This window comes from Phaeovulum sp. (assembly GCF_030684035.1).
Taxonomy (GTDB): Bacteria; Pseudomonadota; Alphaproteobacteria; order Rhodobacterales; family Rhodobacteraceae; genus UBA6213.
In genome coordinates, this window is record NZ_JAUXPI010000060.1 from 13,901 (window position 1) to 33,008 (window position 19,108).

The 19,108-nt window shown below is 64.5% G+C and carries 21 protein-coding genes and 1 pseudogene; 16 read left to right on the forward strand and 6 right to left on the reverse strand.

Annotated elements, in window-relative coordinates; translation table 11 throughout:
* The first annotated feature begins 19 nt into the window (after window positions 1-19).
* Window positions 20-2,413, forward strand: a complete 2,394-nt coding sequence (gene ppsA / locus Q8J98_RS13800) for a phosphoenolpyruvate synthase (RefSeq protein ID WP_305294880.1) — start codon at window positions 20-22, stop codon at window positions 2,411-2,413.
* A 306-nt stretch (window positions 2,414-2,719) separates the two neighbouring features.
* Here the strand turns inward: ppsA and Q8J98_RS13805 are convergent, their stop codons facing one another.
* Window positions 2,720-3,334: a GcrA family cell cycle regulator gene (locus Q8J98_RS13805; RefSeq protein ID WP_305294881.1), complete on the reverse strand. Its 615-nt coding sequence runs from the start codon at window positions 3,332-3,334 to the stop codon at window positions 2,720-2,722.
* A 332-nt stretch (window positions 3,335-3,666) separates the two neighbouring features.
* Between Q8J98_RS13805 and Q8J98_RS13810 the strand changes: the two genes are divergently transcribed.
* Genes Q8J98_RS13810 through Q8J98_RS13825 form a run of 4 tightly spaced genes read left to right on the forward strand, consistent with a single transcriptional unit; the run spans window position 3,667 to window position 6,846 of the window.
* Complete coding sequence (locus Q8J98_RS13810) at window positions 3,667-4,848, forward strand: aspartate aminotransferase family protein (protein WP_305294882.1); 1,182 nt, start codon at window positions 3,667-3,669, stop codon at window positions 4,846-4,848.
* The gene (locus Q8J98_RS13815; RefSeq protein WP_305294883.1) at window positions 4,838-5,332 is read left to right on the forward strand and encodes a GNAT family N-acetyltransferase; all 495 of its coding nucleotides are present in this window, start codon (window positions 4,838-4,840) and stop codon (window positions 5,330-5,332) included. Before Q8J98_RS13810 ends, Q8J98_RS13815 begins: the two co-directional genes overlap by 11 nt.
* Before the next feature lie 23 nt (window positions 5,333-5,355).
* Window positions 5,356-6,282 (forward strand): ornithine carbamoyltransferase, encoded by a 927-nt coding sequence (gene argF / locus Q8J98_RS13820; RefSeq protein WP_305294884.1) that lies wholly within the window; start codon window positions 5,356-5,358, stop codon window positions 6,280-6,282.
* 15 nt (window positions 6,283-6,297) lie between these two features.
* Window positions 6,298-6,846 (forward strand): isochorismatase family protein, encoded by a 549-nt coding sequence (locus Q8J98_RS13825; protein ID WP_305294885.1) that lies wholly within the window; start codon window positions 6,298-6,300, stop codon window positions 6,844-6,846.
* A gap of 15 nt (window positions 6,847-6,861) precedes the next feature.
* On the opposite strand, the gene Q8J98_RS13830 is transcribed toward Q8J98_RS13825, so the two are convergent.
* The 5 genes from Q8J98_RS13830 to Q8J98_RS13850 all read right to left on the reverse strand — a co-directional run bounded on the left by Q8J98_RS13830 (window position 6,862) and on the right by Q8J98_RS13850 (window position 13,761).
* Complete coding sequence (locus Q8J98_RS13830; RefSeq protein WP_305294886.1) at window positions 6,862-8,679, reverse strand: bifunctional sugar phosphate isomerase/epimerase/4-hydroxyphenylpyruvate dioxygenase family protein; 1,818 nt, start codon at window positions 8,677-8,679, stop codon at window positions 6,862-6,864.
* 106 nt (window positions 8,680-8,785) lie between these two features.
* Window positions 8,786-10,561 (reverse strand): thiamine pyrophosphate-binding protein, encoded by a 1,776-nt coding sequence (locus tag Q8J98_RS13835; RefSeq protein WP_305294887.1) that lies wholly within the window; start codon window positions 10,559-10,561, stop codon window positions 8,786-8,788.
* Window positions 10,561-11,967, reverse strand: coding sequence for an aldehyde dehydrogenase family protein (locus tag Q8J98_RS13840; protein ID WP_305294888.1), 1,407 nt, complete (start codon window positions 11,965-11,967; stop codon window positions 10,561-10,563). The genes Q8J98_RS13835 and Q8J98_RS13840 overlap by 1 nt, the downstream gene beginning before the upstream one ends.
* 34 nt (window positions 11,968-12,001) lie before the next feature.
* Window positions 12,002-12,853, reverse strand: a complete 852-nt coding sequence (locus tag Q8J98_RS13845) for a sugar phosphate isomerase/epimerase (protein ID WP_305294889.1) — start codon at window positions 12,851-12,853, stop codon at window positions 12,002-12,004.
* On the reverse strand, window positions 12,850-13,761 hold the full coding sequence (locus tag Q8J98_RS13850) for a hydroxymethylglutaryl-CoA lyase (protein ID WP_305294890.1): 912 nt from the start codon (window positions 13,759-13,761) through the stop codon (window positions 12,850-12,852). The genes Q8J98_RS13845 and Q8J98_RS13850 overlap by 4 nt, the downstream gene beginning before the upstream one ends.
* Window positions 13,762-13,893: 132 nt before the next feature.
* On the opposite strand from Q8J98_RS13850, the gene Q8J98_RS13855 reads away from it, so the two are divergent.
* From Q8J98_RS13855 to Q8J98_RS13905, 11 genes and pseudogenes are all read left to right on the forward strand, one after another.
* Window positions 13,894-14,793: a LysR substrate-binding domain-containing protein gene (locus tag Q8J98_RS13855; protein ID WP_305294891.1), complete on the forward strand. Its 900-nt coding sequence runs from the start codon at window positions 13,894-13,896 to the stop codon at window positions 14,791-14,793.
* A 97-nt stretch (window positions 14,794-14,890) separates the two neighbouring features.
* Window positions 14,891-15,013 (forward strand): hypothetical protein, encoded by a 123-nt coding sequence (locus tag Q8J98_RS13860; protein WP_305294892.1) that lies wholly within the window; start codon window positions 14,891-14,893, stop codon window positions 15,011-15,013.
* The gene (locus Q8J98_RS13865) at window positions 15,013-15,366 is read left to right on the forward strand and encodes a hypothetical protein (protein ID WP_305294893.1); all 354 of its coding nucleotides are present in this window, start codon (window positions 15,013-15,015) and stop codon (window positions 15,364-15,366) included. The genes Q8J98_RS13860 and Q8J98_RS13865 overlap by 1 nt, the downstream gene beginning before the upstream one ends.
* A 63-nt stretch (window positions 15,367-15,429) precedes the next feature.
* Entirely contained in the window at window positions 15,430-15,564 is a 135-nt protein-coding gene (locus Q8J98_RS13870; RefSeq protein WP_305294894.1) for a hypothetical protein, read from the forward strand.
* Window positions 15,561-15,932, forward strand: a complete 372-nt coding sequence (locus Q8J98_RS13875) for a hypothetical protein (RefSeq protein ID WP_305294895.1) — start codon at window positions 15,561-15,563, stop codon at window positions 15,930-15,932. The genes Q8J98_RS13870 and Q8J98_RS13875 overlap by 4 nt, the downstream gene beginning before the upstream one ends.
* Window positions 15,929-16,264: a helix-turn-helix domain-containing protein gene (locus Q8J98_RS13880; RefSeq protein ID WP_305294896.1), complete on the forward strand. Its 336-nt coding sequence runs from the start codon at window positions 15,929-15,931 to the stop codon at window positions 16,262-16,264. Before Q8J98_RS13875 ends, Q8J98_RS13880 begins: the two co-directional genes overlap by 4 nt.
* A complete protein-coding gene (locus tag Q8J98_RS13885; RefSeq protein ID WP_305294897.1) occupies window positions 16,257-16,472 on the forward strand; it encodes a hypothetical protein in 216 nt (71 codons plus the stop codon). Before Q8J98_RS13880 ends, Q8J98_RS13885 begins: the two co-directional genes overlap by 8 nt.
* A complete protein-coding gene (locus tag Q8J98_RS13890) occupies window positions 16,469-16,876 on the forward strand; it encodes a DUF3164 family protein (RefSeq protein ID WP_305294898.1) in 408 nt (135 codons plus the stop codon). Before Q8J98_RS13885 ends, Q8J98_RS13890 begins: the two co-directional genes overlap by 4 nt.
* 135 nt (window positions 16,877-17,011) lie before the next feature.
* Complete coding sequence (locus tag Q8J98_RS13895) at window positions 17,012-17,767, forward strand: DUF5131 family protein (RefSeq protein WP_305294899.1); 756 nt, start codon at window positions 17,012-17,014, stop codon at window positions 17,765-17,767.
* A complete protein-coding gene (gene tcmP / locus Q8J98_RS13900; protein ID WP_305294900.1) occupies window positions 17,764-18,135 on the forward strand; it encodes a three-Cys-motif partner protein TcmP in 372 nt (123 codons plus the stop codon). The genes Q8J98_RS13895 and tcmP overlap by 4 nt, the downstream gene beginning before the upstream one ends.
* Before the next feature lie 26 nt (window positions 18,136-18,161).
* Window positions 18,162-18,997: pseudogene (locus Q8J98_RS13905) on the forward strand (IS3 family transposase); the annotation flags it as partial.
* Between the last annotated feature and the right edge of the window lie 111 nt (window positions 18,998-19,108).

Here is a 19,108-nt window from a genome sequence, read left to right on the forward strand (position 1 = left end):
AAAAGCGAAAGGACAGGCCATGTCCGGCAATTCCGCAACACTGATCTGGTTTGAAGATCTGACCCGCAAGGATGTCGGCCTTGTCGGTGGCAAGAACTCGTCGCTCGGCGAAATGGTCCGCAGCCTTGCACCAAAGGGCATACGGGTGCCACCGGGCTTTGCCACCACGGCAGAAACCTTTCGCCGCTTTCTCGCCGCTAATGCGCTGGATGCGGTGATTGCCGGTCACCTCGCCGCCGAGGCCGAGGGCCGCGCCTCGCTGGCCGAAACCGGGCAGGCGATCCGCGCCGCCATTGCCGCCGGGCGCTGGCCCGATGCGGCCCGCGATGATATCGTCGCGGCCTACCGCGCGCTTGGCGAAAGGGTGGGACAGGCCAACCCCGCCGTCGCCGTGCGCTCTTCCGCCACCGCCGAAGACCTGCCCGATGCCTCCTTCGCGGGCCAGCAGGAAACCTTCCTGAACGTGCAGGGCGAGGCGGCGCTGCTTGCCGCCTGTCGGCGCTGCTACGCATCGCTCTATACCGACCGCGCCATCACCTACCGCCAGCTCAAGGGCTTTGCGCATCAGGCGGTGGCGCTTTCGGTGGGGGTGCAGCTGATGGTTCGCTCCGATCTCGGCGGTGCCGGGGTGATGTTCTCGATCGATACCGAATCCGGGTTTGACAAGGCGGTGCTCATCAACGCCGCCTGGGGGCTTGGCGAAAACGTCGTGCAGGGCACGGTGAACCCCGATGAATATCAGGTTTACAAGCCCTTTCTTGCCAACCCGGCGCTGACCCCGATCCTGCAAAAGACGCTGGGCGAGAAAGCGCGCAAGATGGTCTATTCCACCGCCCGCGGCTCCGCCACGCGCAACGTGCCGACCTCGAAGGCCGAGCGCGAGGCCTTTGTGCTTTCGGACGCCGAAATTCTTGAACTCGCCCGCCACGCGGTGGTGATCGAGGCGCATTACGGCCAGCCTATGGATATCGAATGGGGCCGCGATGGTGAAACCGGGCTCCTCTACATCCTGCAAGCCCGCCCCGAAACCGTGCAAAGCCGCATCGATGTCGGTGCGCTGAAAACCTACCGCCTGCTTGACAAGGGCAAGCAACTGCTCGAAGGCCTCAGCGTCGGTGATGCCATTGCCACCGGCGAGGTTTGCCTGATCGAAAGCGCCGCCGATATTTCGCGCTTCGTCGATGGCGCGGTGCTGGTGACCAGCACCACCGACCCCGATTGGGTGCCGGTGATGAAACGCGCCCGCGCCATCATCACCGACCACGGCGGCCGCACCAGCCATGCCGCCATCGTCAGCCGCGAGCTCGGGCTTCCCGCCATTGTCGGAACCGGAGACGCGACGCGGCTTTTGCATGAAGGGCAGGAGGTCACGGTTTCCTGCGCCGAGGGCGACAAGGGCTTTGTCTATGCGGGCATCTCCCGCTTTGAAGTCACCGAAACCGTGCTCGGCGAAGTGCCCAAAACCCGCACCGAGGTGATGCTGAACCTCGCCAACCCCGCCGCCGCCGCCCGCTGGTGGCGGTTGCCGGTCGATGGGGTGGGGCTGGCGCGCATGGAATTTGTCATTTCCAACGCGATCCGTGTGCACCCGCTGGCACTGACCCGCTTCGATCAACTCAAGGACGAGGCGGTAAAGGCGGAAATCACCCGGCTCACCCGCGGCTACGCCGACCGGCGCGACTATTTTGTTGAAAGCCTTGCCATGGGTCTCTCGCGCATCGCCGCAACCTGGTATCCGCACCCCTGCATCATCCGGATGAGCGACTTCAAGACCAACGAATATGCCGAGTTGCTGGGCGGAAAGCAGTTCGAACCCGCCGAGGAAAACCCGATGATCGGCTTTCGCGGTGCCTCGCGCTACTACTCGCCCGCCTATGCCGACGGTTTCGCGCTTGAATGCCGGGCGATCAAGCGGCTGCGCGAAGCCATGGGTTTCGACAATGTGGTGGTGATGATCCCCTTCTGCCGCAGCCCGGACGAGGCTGATCGGGTGCTTGCGGTCATGGCAGAAAACGGCCTCACGCGCGGCGAGAACGGCTTGCAGGTCTATGTGATGTGCGAAATCCCCTCGAACGTGATCCTTGCCGATGATTTCGCCCGCCGCTTTGACGGCTTCTCGATCGGCTCGAACGATCTCACGCAACTGACGCTGGGGATTGACCGCGATTCGGCCGAGCTTGCCGATCTCTTCCGCGAACGCGACCCGGCGGTGCAATGGATGATCGAAACCGTGATCGCGCGGGCGCATGCCGCAGGCCGCCATGTCGGGCTTTGCGGTCAGGCCCCGAGCAACGACCCCGAGTTTGCCCGCCTGCTGGTCGCCGCCGGGATCGACGCGATATCGGTGACGCCCGACAGTTTCCTTGCGGTCAAACGCCATGTGGCGGCGGCGGAGGCGGGGCTGAAAAAATAAAGGGCACCCGAGGGCCGGATCAGCGAAGGTCCTGTGGGCCTTTGCCCGGCCCGATTGCCCGGTGCCGCAAGGCACGGGGCAAGGGGGTATCCGTTAGCTCAGGTGCTGGTAAATCGGGGCGCGCCTGCCGAGGGGCAGGCAGGCGCGGCCCGATTTGTCTGGTGACAAATCGGACAAGGGGGTCCTGCCCTCGGGTATCCTACACCCGCGTCAAACCCTTAAAATCTGCTTAACAAAATATGCGAAACACAGCAATACCAAAGGCATAAGCCTTTGTACCACTGTGTTACGCTGCAAGATTTCCGCCTACCGCCGCCGGTCGCGCCGCGCGCTCATCGGCTGGAACGCCACCCCGACATGGGCCTCGCAATAGGGTTTGCCCGCCACCGAAGGCAGGCCGCAGAACCAGAAATGGTTAGTCGCCGGGTCTCCGATCGGCCATTTGCAGGTCCGCTCGGTCAGCTCCATCAGCGTCAGCTTGCGCGCCCGCTTTTCCATCTCGCGCACCGAAGCCAGCGCCTCGGGGCTGATTTCGTTGGCCGAAGGCTGCGGCGGCAGCGGCTGCCCCGCCGGCACGATCGCCCGCCGCATCGGGCTGACAAAGCTGGCAGGCGCGATTTCGGGCCGCGAAGTGGCCTCAGACCGGGGCTCGCCGCTGGCAGCGACCGGCGCATCGCTTTCGCCCTCATCGTCGTCGGCAACGGTCCCAACCCCATGCGGCCTCGGCTCGGCCAGATGCGGCGCGGCGGGCGCGGTAGTCTCGGCCGCAGTTCCGGCGCGGTTCGACAGACCAAGACGATGCACCTTGCCGATCACCGCGTTGCGCGTGACCCCGCCAAGCTCCTTGGCTATCTGGCTGGCCGAATGGCCCTCGCCCCACATCTTCTTCAGTGTCTCGACGCGCTCATCGGTCCAGGACATGGGCCACCTTTCCGCACAAGGGGTATCGTTGCGCCGCATTCTAGGCGCGACGTGCCGAGATACAAGGCGCGCGCCCTGAAATCAAGCCTGACGCGGCGCATTTGCCGCGCCGCGCTGCCGCCCCTTTACATCTTTGTGCCGCCGCGCTAATCGGCGCGCATGATCAGCCGCGCCGCCCTTATTGCCCGTCCCCGACGCAGCACCCGCCGCGCCTGATCTGATTTGCGGTTTTGGCCACATCCAGGCCAAATCGCACCCCGCCCCCCGCCGAAATCGTTGACAGCCGCGTGTGCCCTCGTGCACCCATTGGCCTTCTTTCAGGAACCGCGACCATGATTGCTTCCGTGCTTCCCACCTACAACCGCACCGCCTTCGGCTTTGTCAAAGGCGAGGGCAGCTGGCTGACCGCCACCGATGGCAGCCGCTACCTCGATCTTGGCGCGGGCATCGCGGTCAACGCGCTCGGCCATGCCAACCCCGATCTGGTCGCAGCGCTGACCGAACAGGCGGGCAAGCTCTGGCATGTCTCGAACCTCTACCAGATCCCTGAACAGCAGCGGCTGGCCGACGCGCTGGTAAACGCGACCTTTGCCGATACGGTGTTTTTCACCAATTCCGGCACCGAGGCGCTGGAGCTCGCGGTCAAGATGGCGCGGAAATACTGGTATGAACGGGGCGAGGCGGACCGCTTCGAGATCGTCACCCTTGAAGGCGCGTTTCACGGCCGCTCCACCGCCGCCATCGCGGCCTCCGGTGCGGAAAAGATGGTCAAGGGCTTCGGGCCGCTGATGCCCGGTTTCCGGCAGGTGAAATGGGGCGATGCAGCGGCGCTGAAAGCCGCCACCGGGCCGCAGACCGCCGCTGTTCTGGTCGAGCCGATCCAGGGCGAGGGCGGCATTCGTGCCCTCGCCGATGCCGAGCTGCGGGCGCTGCGCGCGCTGTGCGACGAGACCGGCGCGCTTCTCATCCTTGACGAGGTGCAATGCGGCATGGGCCGCACCGGGCGGCTTTTCGCGCATGAATGGGCCGGTATCGCGCCCGACATCATGATGGTTGCCAAGGGCATCGGCGGCGGCTTTCCGCTGGGCGCGGTTCTGGCCACCGAACGCGCTGCCTCGGGCATGATCGGGGGCACCCATGGCTCGACCTATGGCGGCAACCCGCTGGCCTGCGCGGTCGGCGCGCGGGTGGTGGAGATCGTGACCGAGCCCGGCTTTCTGGCCGAGGTCAACCGCAAGGCGGCGCTTTTTCGCCAAGGGCTTGAAGGGTTGGTTGCAGCGCATCCGCAGGTTTTCGAGGCGGTGCGCGGGCAGGGCCTGATGCTTGGCCTGAAATGCATTCCGGCCCCGGTGGAGGTGGTCAAGGCCGCCTACGGCGAACACCTGCTGACCGTGCCTGCCGCCGACAATGTGTTGCGCCTGTTGCCGGCGCTCAACATAGCCGATGCCGATCTGGCCGAGGCGCTGGCCCGGCTTGACCGCGCCGCTACCGCGCTTGAAGCCGATGCCGCCTGAAAGCTACAGCTTCCGCGAGGTGACGCGCGCGGATTATCTGCAGCTGCGCCGCTGGCTGGCCGAGCCGCATGTGATTGCCGCCTGGGGTCCGGTCGAGGAAGAGATCGCGCTGATCGAGGCGGAGATTGACGGCGGCGATTGCGCCATGCATCTGGTTGCGGCAAACGGCACGCCGATCGGCTTCATCCAGGACTGGGGCGTCCACGAGGCGGGGGTGCCGCATTTCGCCGACAGGCCACCTGGCACCCGCGCGACAGATACATTCCTTGGCGCAACGAGCCATCTCGGCAAGGGGCACGCCAAGGCCTATGTCCGACGCTATGCCGAAATGCTCCGCGCCAGCGGTGCCCCGGCGGTTGTGACCGATCCGCGGCCAACCAATCCGTGCGGCGTTGCGATGTATCGCGGTGCCGGATTTGAAGCCTTTGATACAAGGATCTGCGAGGAAGGAATTCCCGCGATCTGCATGCAATTCCGGGGCTGATGCCCAGAAGAAAGACCGAAAAGATGCAACATTTCCTCGATATCCACACCACCGACCCCGCCGCCCTGCGCGCCATGATCGACAGCGCGCGCGCCATGAAGGACGCGCGCGGCGGCCGCCCGCGCGGTGCCACCGACGACGAACAGCCGCTTGCGGGCCGCATGGTGGCGCTGATCTTCGAGAAACCCTCGACCCGAACCCGGGTTTCCTTCGACGTGGGCGTGCGCCAGATGGGCGGCCAGACCATGGTGCTGTCGGGGCGTGAAATGCAGCTTGGCCATGGCGAAACCATTGCCGATACCGCCCGCGTGCTTTCGCGCTATGTCGATCTCATCATGATCCGCACCTATGAAGAGGCGACCTTGCAGGAAATGGCGGAACACGCCACGGTGCCGGTGATCAACGGCCTGACCAACCGCACCCACCCCTGCCAGATCATGGCCGACGTGATGACCTACGAAGAACACCGCGGCCCGATCCGGGGGCGCAAGGTGGTCTGGTCTGGCGATGGCAACAATGTCTGCGCAAGCTTTCTGCATGCGGCGGGGCAGTTCGGCTTTGATTTCACCTTTACCGGCCCCGAACCTCTCGACCCCGAGCGCGGTTGGCTGGAGTTTGCCCGCGCCCAGGGTGTCGATGCCCGCATCGAGCGCGACCCGTTCAAGGCGGTCGCGGGGGCTGACCTTGTGGTGACTGATACCTGGGTTTCGATGCACGACCCGGAATCCGCCAAGGAGCGGCGCCACAACCAGTTGCGCGGCTATCAGGTCAATGCTGCGCTGATGGCAGGGGCCAATCCGGACGCGCTTTTCATGCACTGCCTGCCCGCGCACCGCGAGGACGAGGTGACCAGCGCGGTCATGGATGGCCCCGCCTCGGTGGTGTTTGAAGAGGCCGAAAACCGCCTGCATGCGCAAAAGGCAATCATGCGCTGGTGCCTTGGGGTTTGAGCAGGGGGTGCCAAAATGACCACCGCATTACTCATCATCGACATGCAGCAGGCGATGGCCGACCGCATTGCCAAGGGGCGCGATTGCGCCAACCCCGAGGCGGGCGCGCGCATCGCCACGCTGGCGGCGGCGTTTCGTGCGCGCGCCCTGCCGGTGCTGCATGTCCGCCACCACGACCCCGACCCGGCCTCAAGCTTTCATGCTGGCAAGCCGGGTGCCGCACCTTTGCCCTGCGATGCCGCGACTGAAGGCGAGGCGGTGTTCATCAAATCCACCTCGTCGGCCTTCGCCTCGACCGACCTTGCCGCCTATCTGAAGCGCGAGGGCATCGGGCGGCTGGTAATAACCGGTGCCGTCGCGGGCTTTTGCGTAACCTCTACGGCGCGCGCCGCAAGCGACCTCGGCTTTGAGGTGGTGCTGCCGCGCGATGCGCTGCTAGGCTTCGATCTGCCCTTTGAAGGCGCGCGGTTGCCCGCGCAGACCATCCTTCAGGTCACGCTGGCCACCCTTGGTGCCGATTTTGCCACCCTCACAACCACCGAGGCGCTGCGCTCCGGGCTCTGACCACCCGCGGCACGTTCAGAACATGTCAAGCGCGTGCGCGGCCTCGTATTCGCGCGATTGCGCCAGCATGCGCACCCCGGCGTTCGGCGCGCCAAGGCCGGAATAACCGTTGCGCTGCACGACCTCGAAGAATAGGCCGTTGAGGCTGCGGGTATAAAGCTGGAAATATTCGCCCGCCCCGTCGCGGTCATATAGGATGTTGAGCGCCCGCATCCGCTCGACCAGATCGGCGGGCAGATCAAAGCGCAAGTAGAGGTCGTCATAGTAGTTGGGCGGCATTTTCAGCACATATTCGCCCGGCAAGGTTGCGGCATAGGCAAAGACATCGGGCGTGGCGAAGGCGAAATGGTGCCATGCCGCATAGCCCGCCTTTTCCAGAAACCGCTGCGTCGAGGTGCCTGCACTCAGCGAAGAATTGAGCGACAGGCGAACCGTGCCGGTATCGTTGGCCACCACGCGGCTGTGCACGGTGCCATGCGGGTCAAGCACATCGCGCTGCGATTCCGAGCGAAAATCCAAGATTGCGCGGTAAAAGAGCAGCGCCGAAAGGAACAGGTTCGGCACCAGCGCCTGGGCGAAATGATCAATATGGGTCAGGCTGCCAACCGCCGCCGTCTTGGCCATTGGCGGCAACTCGCGGCGGAAAAACCCGGTTTCGACAAGCGGCCGGTCGAGCAGGTAGAACGCGCTGCCCCCCGGCCCGCGGATCAGCGGCAGGTCGTGGCCCTCAGCCGCAGCACCGGACTCGGCAAGTCTTGCCAGCGGTGCCGTGTCGGAAATCGCCAGCCCGATCGCCGCGACCGAAAGGCCCTGCATCAGATAGACCGAATGCGCGAGCCCCTTTTCGGCGCTGTTCAGCACCAGCGTGATGTCGCCTTGGCTGTAGGCCGTCAGCCCCCCCTTGCTATGGCTTTTTGCAAACCCCATTGCACCGAGCAGCGCCGCCAGGTCGGCCGCATCCTGCCCGCGGCAGGCAAATTCGATGAAGGCCAAGCGCTCCACCGCCGAATGCGCGCCACCCTCGGCGGCAAGCCTGTCGTCGAGCAGATCGAAGCTGCGCATCGCATCGCGCGCGATCAGCGCCGGTTCAAGCGCCCGCAGCTGGTCGTTGAAAATCTCCATCGACATCGGCCCCGCATAGCCGCGCGTGATCAACCCCGCGTAGAGTTCGGCCACCGGCAGGTTGCCTTGCCCTGGCAGCAGGCGGAAGCTTTCGGTCATCAGCCGCGGGTCGATGCGGGTGGTGGGCGCGTCGGCAAGATGCACCAGAAACACCCGCGACATGTCAACCTCTGCCAGCGCCGCCAGCCCGGCATCGGCGGCAAAGGTGTGAATGGCGTTGATCACCAGCCCAAGATTCGGTCGTGCCGCGCGCTGCACGATATCCCATGCCTGCGCATAGGTTCGCACCTGCGTCGAACTGGCAAGCGCCTCGTAGCCGATCTTCAGGCCGCGCGTCGCGGCCATGTCGGCCAGCCGCGCAAGGTCGGCTGCGGCGCGGGCAGGGTCGGGCAGGGTATCGGCGCGGGTGTTGGCGCAAACCACCAGCAGCGGCGCGCCGAGCCGGGCGGCAAGGTCGATGAAGCGCTCGACCTGCTTGGTGCACCAGTCGGCGCGGTCGGCGGGCGAAGCCTCCCAGTCGCGCAAGGATTGCAGGCTGGTTATGGCGATGCCCGAGGCGCGGGCCAGTGCGCCGATTTCGTCGGGTGTGCCATCGAATCCGATGATGTCTTCGCGGAAAATCTCGATGCCATGAAACCCCGCCTCGGCTGCGGCGCGGATTTTTTCGCCAAGCGGATCCGAGAAGGAAAGCGAAGAGATGCAGCGTTGCATGGGGCGTTCTCCGGCCGGCGGGGCATTCGGGCGCAGGGTAGCCCCGCGCCCCGGTCGGTGCAAACCGAATTGGTGCCGCGCCAACCAGCGGCGGCGCGGCAAAGCGTCAATTGGTGCTGGTGTGGCCCACCTTTTGCCCCGGCGAATAGATGTCGAGAATGTTCCAGTGGCCCGTGGTCGGCGTGGGGTTGTTGATCATCGCCACATCAATCACCGTCGGCCGCCCCGAGGCAATCGCCGCCGCAAGCGCCGGACGGAAGGCGGCGGCAGAGCCAACGCGCACCCCGTCGCAGCCATAGGCGCGGGCAATTGCGGCGTAGTCGGGGGTCTGTTCCATCACGCTTGCAGCCTTCTGGAAGGTGGTGCCGTAGGTTAGCCCGTAATGCGCCTTTTGCAGCCCGGCTATGGTGCCAAAGGCGTTGTTGTTCATCACCACCCAGATCACCGCCAGCCCTTCCGCCGCCGCTGTTGCCAGCACCGCAGGGTTCTGGCCAAAACCGCCGTCGCCGACAAGGCTGATGACCACCCGATCCGGTGCCGCGATCTTGGCACCAAGCGCTGCGGGCGGGCCGAAGCCCATGGTGGCAAAGCCGCCCGGAATGAGGATGCTGCCCGGGGTGAGAATGTCGAACTGTTGCGCCACGCCATTCTTGTTCCAGCCCACATCCGAGGTGAGGTAAGCATCGCGCGGCATTTCGGCGCGCAGGTCTGCCAGAATACGCTCGGGCATCATCGGGAAGGCGTCCGATTGCTGCATCGCCAGATTGCGCCCGGCAAACTCGGCGCGGAAACCGGCTATCGCCTGCACCAGCGCCGGGCGCTGCACGCCTTTCGGCACCATCTCTCGGGCGACGCGGTTCAAGACTTTCAGCGCGGCTTTCAGGTCTGCCACCACGCCCAATTCGACCGGGTAGTTGCGGCCGATTTCCTGCGGCTCGATATCGATCTGGATGAGGCGCGAGGCACCATCGGCGATGTTGAAGGTATATTGCGGCTCCCACGAGGAACAATCCGCCTCCTTGAAGCGGGTGCCAAGGCCGAGGATCAGGTCGGCACCAAGCGTGGTTCGATTGGTGAAGGCGGTGCCCCAGAAACCGGTCATGCCCAGCACCAGCGGGTGATCGTCGGGCAGGCAGCCCTTGCCCATCAGGCTGTGCGCCACCGGCAACTGCAGATGATCGACCAGTGCCCTGAGCTCATCCCAGGCCCGCGCTAGCGCCACCCCGCCGCCCGCGTAGATCGCCGGATTTTTTGCATCGAGCAGCCGCGAAATGATCGCTCGCGCGGTTTCCTCGTCGATCGAGGGTTTCACCAGCGTCTTGGCGTTGGCCTTCAGCCGATCCCAGAGCGCCACCTCGATCTGCGCCGAGAAAAAGTCCATCGGCACGTTGACCAGCACCGGGCCGGGTTGCCCGCTTTCGGCGAGCGCGAAGGCCTTTTCGAGGATCTCGGGGAAAAGCTCGGGCGTATCCACCCGCCAGGCCCGCTTCACGAAGGGGCGGTATATCTCATGCTGGCTGGCATCGGCATGCAGGTTTACCTCCTGATGCGGGTGCTTGCCGTAGTAGTAGCTGGGCACATCGCCCGCGATCACCACCATCGGCGTGCAATCAAGCGCCGCATTGGCAACCCCGGTTGCCGCATTGGTCAGGCCCGGCGAAAGGTGGCTGAGCAGCACCGAGGCCTTGCCGGTCACCCGCGCATAGCCATCCGCCGCATGGGCGGCGATCTGTTCGTGGCGCGTGTTGATGAAGCCCAGCTTGCTGTTCGCCATCGCCGACAGCACCGCAATGTTGGTATGCCCGCAAAGGCCGAACACATGCCGCACGCCGCGCCCTTCGAGGTAGCGCACCAGTTGCGTTGAAACGAGGTCCCTGGCCATCACATGACCTCGGAGTTGTGGAATTCGCCGAACAATTCCGCGTCCGACGGCCGGTCTTCGGCGATCGGGCGCGAAACCCATGTCACGTTCATGTAGTGCTTGAGGCTGACGTTTTCGTTGGTGATGTTACCGCCCCAGATGCCGCAGCCGAGGCTCGATGTCATCGGCATGCCGTTGGAGAACGACCCGGCATTCGCCTTCGATTGCGGCTGGCGCACCATCATGCGCGAAACCGGGGCCACGGCGGCAAGCCGCGCGATATGGTCATCGTCAAAGGAATAGATGCCGCAGCTGTGGCCCTTGCCGCCGACCTCGTAGATCTGCGCCACTTTCTTCAGCGCATCGTCGAACCCGTTGTATTTGAACAACGCCATGACCACGCAGAGTTTTTCCGACGAGAAGCGGTGTTCCCCGCCGATCCCCTCCTGCTCGACCATGATGAACTTGCGGTCGGCGGGAATGCTGAAGCCGGCGATTTCCGCAATCTTCTGGGCTTTCACCGCGACGGTGTTGATGGTGCGGTGGCCCTCGGCATCCCACATTGCCTTTTCCAGCAGGGATTTTTCGGCGGGGCTGCACAGATAACCGCCTTCGGCCACCAAGGCGTCGCGCATCGCGTCATAGACGCGCGCATCGATCAGCAGGTTGCCATCTGCCGAACATCCCGAGCCATAGTCGGAGGTTTTCGACACCCGGCTGTTGAAGGCCGCTTCCTTGATGTCGGCGGTTTCGTCGATCACCATTGTCGAGTTTCCGGCACCGACACCAAAGGCAGGTTTGCCCGAGGAATAGGCTGCCTTGACCATCGGCTTGCCGCCGGTGGCAAGGGTGAGGTCGCATTGCGCCATCAGCTCGCCGGTAAACGGGATCGAGGGGTTCTTCACGCATTGGAACAGATCTTCCGGCGCGCCGAGCTTTTTCAGCGTCGCGCGCATGACGCGGACCATCTCGTAGGTGGTTTTCTTGGCGCGCGGATGCGGAGAAAAGATCACCGCATCCTTGCACTTGATCGCGTAGATGCCGGTGACAGGGGGGGTCAGTTCGGGGTTGGTGGTGGGGATCAGCGAGGCAATCACGCCCGCCGGTTTGGCGATCTTGGTAATGCCCTTTGCCTCGTCCACCTCGATCACCCCCACCGACTTGCCGCGCAGCGCGTCGCGCAGCACGCCAAGCACCTTGAAACGCTTTCCCGCGCGGCCTTCGCGGTCGCCAATGCCGCTTTCGTCCACCCCCATCTGGGCAATGCGCACAAAGGTCGTCTCGTTGCCGCAGGCCCAGCCAAGCGCCTGCGCCAGCCGGTCAACCTGCGCCTGGTCGTAGTCCTTGATCGCCTCCATCGCCACGCGGGCACGGGCAACCATGTCGGCGACGGTCTGGATATCTTCGGGGGAAAGGTCGCGGGCCATTTCGGGTCTCCTCAAACGGGGTCAGGGGGCTGGCTCAGCCAGCGGTTCCGGTGCGTGGCGAAGGCGCAAGGCCCTGCCGGTCAAAGATGCGATGCGCCGCTTCCAGGCAGCGGCGGGCATGGCCAAGATGGCCAAGCTCGGCGCTGCGGCGCGCATTGGGCAGTTCGATCGACAGCGGCACTTTCGGCAGCGCTGCGGCAAGTGCGGCAAAGTCGATAGCCCCCTCGCCGGGGTAAAGCCGCGCCTCGCGGGCGATGTGCAGCATCTCCTCGCGGGTGCCGGGGATTTCGGCGGGCGCATCGCAAATGTGCAGAAAGTTGATCCATTCGCGCCGCACCGAGCGCAGATCCGCAAGCCTTGCATGGGAAAAGTGCCAATAGAGCGTGTCGATCAACAGCCCCGCATTGGCGCGGTTGGCAAGGTCGAGCACCTCGACCGCGTCCTCAAGGCTGGCCAGGCGCGAAAACGCGGGAAACTCCAGATTGATCGTCAGCCCGAAGGGTGCGGCGAGGTCGCAGATTTCGCAGAACCGCTCCACCACGAAGTCGCGGTCATTGCGCACACTGGTCCAGGCCGAGGCGATCACATGGCGCGCACCAAGTTCGGCCCCCGCTTCGAAGGCGGGCAGGAAGCTCTGCGGGTCCACCTCGCGCAAGATGCGCGCCAGTTCGATGTCGTGCGCCTTCAGCCCGGTTTCGGCAAGCGCCGCACGGGCGCGGCGCAGCATCATCGGCGAAAGCGGGTCCGCCGCGGGCTCGCCCGGCACCCCGAGGTTGATCAGGCGGAAGCTGACATAGTCATAGCCCGCCTCGGCCGCGACCTGGGTCTGTTCGACCGGGGTGAGGCCGGGCACGGTCAGGTAGGCAAGCGATATCGGCCTGTTCATCTGCTGCTCCCGGTGTCGATATGCGCCATCCGTCCGGGCAGGCGGCGGCCCAAAATGGCTTCAAGTTCGCGCGTCAGCCGCGCCAGTGCGCGGTAGTCTATGCCGGTGCTCAGCCCCATTTCCGCCAGCGCGAAAGCCGCGTCTTCGGTGGCAATGTTGCCGGTGGCGGCGGGAATGAAAGGGCATCCGCCCAGCCCACCCAGAGCGGCGTCGAAAATCCGCACGCCCGCCTCAAGCCCCGCAACCATGTTGGCAAGGCCGAGCCCGCGGGTGTCGTGCAGATGCAAGCTGAGCGCGGTCGTGGCGGGCAGAACCTCGCGCACATGGGCGCAAAGCGCGTGCACCTGAACCGGGTTCGCCAGCCCCGCGGTATCGGCTATGTTGACCTCGTGCACGCCGATCTCGCCATAGGCACGGGCAATTTCGGTCACGCTCGCCGGGTCGATAGGACCCTCGAAGCCGCAACCGAGCGCTGACTGGATTCCAGCGCGCACCGCGATGCCCTCGGCCAGCGCGCGCTCCAGGATCGGCACGATCTGCGCGCGCGCCTCGGCGACGGATTTGTTGAGGTTCTTGCGGCTGTGGGTCTCGGAAGCAGAAACCGAAACCGAAAGGTGCCGCACCCCTGCCGCCAGCGCGCGATCAAGCCCGGCCATGTTGAGAATGAGCGCGGTGTAGGTGACACCGGGTCTGGGCAAGAGGGTGGCAAAAACCGCATCGGTATTGGCCATCTGCGGCACCCATTCGGGGTGCACGAAAGAGCCGACCTGAATCCGCTTCAGCCCCGCCGCCGCAAGACCGTCAAGATAGTGCAGCTTTTCCGCGACGGTGAAGGCACGCGCCTCGTTTTGCAGCCCGTCGCGCAGAAACTCGTCCTCGATCAGGACCTCGCCACCGAAGTGATACATCAGCCCGCTCCCCGTCCAGCCGCGCAGGCGGCACCGGACCCTAAGCCAAAACTAGGCGCGCGGTTTCGTAACATCAAATATCCAGATAGACAGAGAAGGATATGTAATGTTAATTTTCGCTCCGGGGGCGACATGCTGACACTCAGACAGATCGAGGTGATCCGCGCCATCATGCTGGCAGGCACGGTCAAAGGGGCCGCCGACCTGCTCGGGGTTTCAGCGCCTGGCATCAGCCGGGTGATGAAGCACAGCGAAACGCAGCTTGGCCTGCGCCTCTTTTCGCGCAATCACGGGCGCTTCGTGCCCACCACCGAGGCGCACGGCATTTTTGCGCAGATCAACGAGGTTTTCGCCAAGGTCGAGAACCTGCAATTTTCCATCGACGCGCTGAAGCAGGGCGGGGGCGGGGTGTTTTCCTTTGCCTCGGCACCGTCGATTTCGCAGCATATCCTGCCGCGCGCGGTGAAGCGGCTGCGGCAAAAGTTTCCGGCGCTGCGGATGAACATCAACATCCTCAAGATCGAAGAGACGATCGACTACCTTTTGCTGAAAAAGGGTGAGCTGGTGGCGATGAGCTTCAAGATCGACCACCCGGGGCTGGTTTCGCATCTTCTGGCCTCGGGGCGGCTGGTGGCGGTGGTGCCCGCAGGCCATGCCTTGGCCGCGCGGACGGCCATTGCGCTGGCCGAACTTGCGGCAGAGCCGCTGATCGGCATCGATCCCGCCGACCCCTATGGCGAGATCCTCGCAGCCCCTTTTCGCGATCATGGGCTGCCCTTCGATCTGGCGATACAGGCGCGGTTCGGGCAAACGGTGGCGGCGCTGGTGGCGGCGAACCTCGGGGTGGCGGTGCTTGATGAATTTTCGATGGCCGCGCGTGAAACGCCCGGCGTCGCGGTGCGCCCGATTGTCGAGCCTACCTCGTTCAAGACCTACGGCGTGTTCAACGCCGAGGTTGCGCGGTCGATCTTTGCCGACGAATTGATCGATCTTCTGAAACTGGAAATGCGCGAAGCATTGGCTGTGCGTTGACACCAGAGCGCCGAATACGACGTTCGGGTGCGCGCGGTCAGCGTGATTGGCACCAGTTCCGAGCGGCTCGAGCTTCTGGGCCATCCGGTGGCGCTTGGTGCGAGTCACCGCCGCCGACTGGAAGTGCGCGTTCTTTACCGGCGAGGCCCCTGCCGCGCGCCGCGACGAAATGGCCGAGGAATTCCGCCGCAAGGCCGACGCCAAGCGGAGGGTGGCGTGATGTTCCTGACACCTGACACCCGCGCCGCACTCGCCGACGCCGCGTGGGCGGTGGCGCTCAGGATTGGCACCTTTGGTTATGCCGAGATCAGCGCCGAGCTGCATGTCAGCATGTATCAGGCGACCGAGATCGTGCGCGCCTGGGAAAAGGACGGCGCCTGTGTCAACATCCAGCGCGGTGTCGGGCGGCGGAACCTTTATCGGGTGGTGGCCGATTTCCAGCGCACACGCGAGGCTGGCCCGGGCGGCTCGGTGCCGCTCAATCTCTGGACGTCCATGCGGGGGCTGAAGAGCTTCACGCCCACCGATCTTGCCGCGCATTCCTCGACCGCCTCGGTACCGGTCAAGCTCTAGGCAGCGCAGGGTTATTGTCAGGCGCTGCTTAAGGCGGGCTACCTCAAGGTCGAACGCACGGCGGTGCCCGGACGGCGCGAAGCGATTTATCGCCTGATCCGCAATACCGGCCCGCGGCCACCGCGCGAGCGGCGGGTGCGCGCGGTCTGGGATGACAATCTCGGCGAGCTGGTGCTGCTGAACGGAGGTCTGCAATGAGCAGTCCGCTCGAGATTGCGCGCATCGCCTGGGGCGCAACCTTGCCCGACTGGGTCGAGGCGATGGCGGTCGAATGCACCGCTACCAGCCAGAACCGGGTTGCGGCGCGCATGGGCCGCTCGCCCGCGCTGATCAGCCAGGTGCTTCGCGCGAAATATCCGGCCGATTTAAGCGCCGTTGAAGAGCGGTTCAGGGGGGTGTTTCTGGCGGGCCGCGTGGCCTGCCCGGCGCTCGGCACGCTGCCCTCGCACGAGTGCCAGGACTGGCGCGCCAAGTCGCGTTCCTTTGCCACTGGCAACCCGCTCCGGGTGCGAATGTTTCGTGCCTGCGCCGCGTGCCCGCGCAATGCGAGGGAGGGCGAGCGATGATCGGGGCGCGAGAACACGAGGCACTGTTCTACCGGCTTGAGCAACTGATTGCGCTCTTTCCCTCGCAAGCGGCATTTGCCCGCGCGGTCGGAATTGATGAAAGCCAGCCCTCGTTCTGGAAGACGCGCGCTTCGCAGCCGCGGGCATTCACGTTGATGAAGGTCTGCGCTGCACTCAATGTTGACGCAAATTGGCTGTTGCTTGGCCGAGGCGCGACGTCGGCACCGAACCGGACCACGATCGTGGGTCTCGAAGGTCTGCGCGCGTTGAAGCAGGCGTTGCGGACGCTCGAGCAAGACCTTGGCGGGGCGGAAGGCGGCGGCAATGACTGACCGCTGGACCCTGACCGAAATGCTGACCCTCGCCGCACGCGGGCTGGGCAAGATCGACACCTCGGGTCTGCGCGGCGCGAGCCTGGTCAGCACCGACGAAATCACCGCGATGGCGGGGACGCTGGCGGCCTTCGGCCTCGTGTCGATCCCGCCGGGGGCGCCGACGCCTGCGCAACTCATCATCACCACAGAAGGAGACCGGGCATGACCCGAGAAGCCATTACCCCGCGCGTGCCTGACGGCCGCTTTGATCTCAACGGCAAACCCTACATGGCCGATGCCAAGGGCGGCCTGAAACCTGTCGAGATGATCAAGGCGCAGGATCTGCTGCAGGACGAGGTAACGCGCAAGATCGTGGGCTACGCGCTCGAACTTTCCGACCAGATCGCCCGGTTCAAGGAGCACACCTGGGCGCACCCGTCGTGGATGACGAAGGCCGAGGCCGATGCCTCGCCCAAGGTCGCGCGGTGGCGCAAGCGCGAGCGGATCATCAACCGGCTTTTGGCCTGGTGGGAGCGCGATCACTGCCTGGCCGCCCGCGCCGAAGCCGCGCGCCGCGCCTGCTGGACGCTCTATCGCTGCGGCGAGGGGCCCGACCCGCGGGAGGGGTGAGGGGGGAGGGTGCCTTCTTGGTGACGAATCTCTCACCACGAATGTCAGTTTCGAATGACGTCGGTCGAATCGTCGCGATTTGTGTCCGCGAGTCGTTCATGTTACGTTTTCGCGCGAGCATCGAGGAGTAGGCGAATGGCGCAACAGACACCCATCGAGTGGACCGACGCGACCTGGAACCCGGTAACCGGATGCACCAAGGTCGGGCCGGGTTGCGACAATTGCTATGCCGAGCGGTTTGCCGAGCGCTGGCGGGGGGTGCCGGATCACCCCTATGAGCAGGGCTTCGATCTTCGGCTTTGGCCAGCACGTCTCAAGCAGCCCGGGCTCTGGAAAAAGCCTCGCATGATCTTCGTGAACTCGATGAGCGACCTGTTTCACAAGGATATCGATCGTAGCTACATCGATCAGGTCTTCGATGCGATGGAGGCCGCCGACTGGCACGTTTTTCAGGTGCTCACCAAGCGCAGCTCGCTGATGCGGAACTACGTCCGAGCCCGCTATGATGGAGGGAAGGTTCCCTCGCATATCTGGCTCGGCGTTTCGGTCGAAGATGCGGCTTATACGAGCCGGATCGACCACCTGATACAGATCAACTCCGACGCGCGGTTCATCTCGTTTGAGCCGCTTCTGGGCGCGATAGGCGAAGTCGATCTTCGTGGCATCGCCTGGGCTATCGTGGGCGGTGAAAGCGGCCCCGGCGCGCGCCCGATGGAAAAGGAATGGGCCTCGGAGATTCGCCTCACCTGCGATCGGGATGGCGTTGCGTTTTTCTTCAAACAATGGGGCGGAGCACGGCCAAAGTCGGGTGGCAGGCTGCTCGATGGCATTGAGTGGAACGGATTTCCTTGGAAGATTGTGCCAAAGTCTATCATGGCGGAGCTCGTTTGAAAAAGGATCACCGAGAGGCAACTGTAGGCCCATGGGCGGCGGCGAAGCTCGATGCGCTTGAGGCGTATCTCAAATTCTACGGCCTAGCTCTGAGCAAACAAAAATTCACCCGGGTCTATATCGACGCATTCGCGGGGGCCTGTGTCGCAAAGGTCCGTGGAACAGATGAGGTCAATGAGCCAACGCCCTTTTTTGACGATCCAGAAGGCTCCGATGCCCAAACGCAGTTTATTCTCGGTTCGCCGGTGCGGGCACTCAACATTGAGCACGGGTTCCACCGCCACTATTTCTTCGACCTCGACGAGACGCGGGCTGAGACCCTCAGGCTCCTTGACCTGCCACTAAGAATTTCCTCCAGTTGCGACTAGAGTCCGCCCCAAGGAAGGGACGGACGATGAAGCGAACGATACGAACCGAAGAACAGATCATTGGTATCCTGCATGAGCATGAGGCAGGCGCGAAGTGCGCTGATCTCTGCCGCAAGCATGGCATGTCGGAAGGCACGTTTTATGCCTGGAAGGCGAAGTATTCCGGGATGACGGTGTCGGAGGCCAAGCGGCTTAAGGCGTTGGAGGACGAGAACCTGAAGCTGAAGAAGCTCTTGGCCGAGCAGATGCTGGAGCTGGCGGCGATGCGGGAACTGGTTTCAAAAAAGTGGTGACGCCCGCCGCAAGGCGCGAAGCAGTCGCGCATCTGAAGGCTCTGTTCGGGCTGTCAGAGCGGCGGGCGTGCCAGATTGCCGGGGCGGATCGCAAGATGGTCCGCTACCAGTCGCAGCGCGCGCCGGATACGGCGTTGCGCGGGCGGTTGCGTGACTTGGCCAACGAGCGACGCCGGTTTGGCTACCGGCGGCTCTTCGTGCTGCTGCGCCGAGAGGGTGAGCCTTCGGGCATCAACCGCATCTACCGGCTCTACCGCGAGGAAGGGTTAACCGTCCGTAAACGCAAAGCGCGCCGCAAGGCGATCGGCACACGGGCTCCGATCTTGGTTGAGGCACGGGCCAACGCGCGCTGGTCGCTGGACTTCGTGCATGACCAATTCGCCTGCGGACGGCGCTTTCGGGTGCTGAACGTGGTCGATGACGTCACGCGAGAATGCCTGGCGGCGATCCCGGACACCTCGATCTCGGGCCGCCGTGTGGCACGGGAACTGACGGCGCTGATCGAGCGGCGCGGCCGACCGGGCATGATTGTCTCTGACAACGTCCTAGCTCGGGAACAAAACGCGGTTTAGGGCGTCAGATCACGGGGCATCCGAGCGACCGGATACCCATGGAATGGTTGCCCAAGCGGGCTCCGCCGTCAAGAAGTGGTCTCTTCCATAGCAAATACAGGGTCGGCC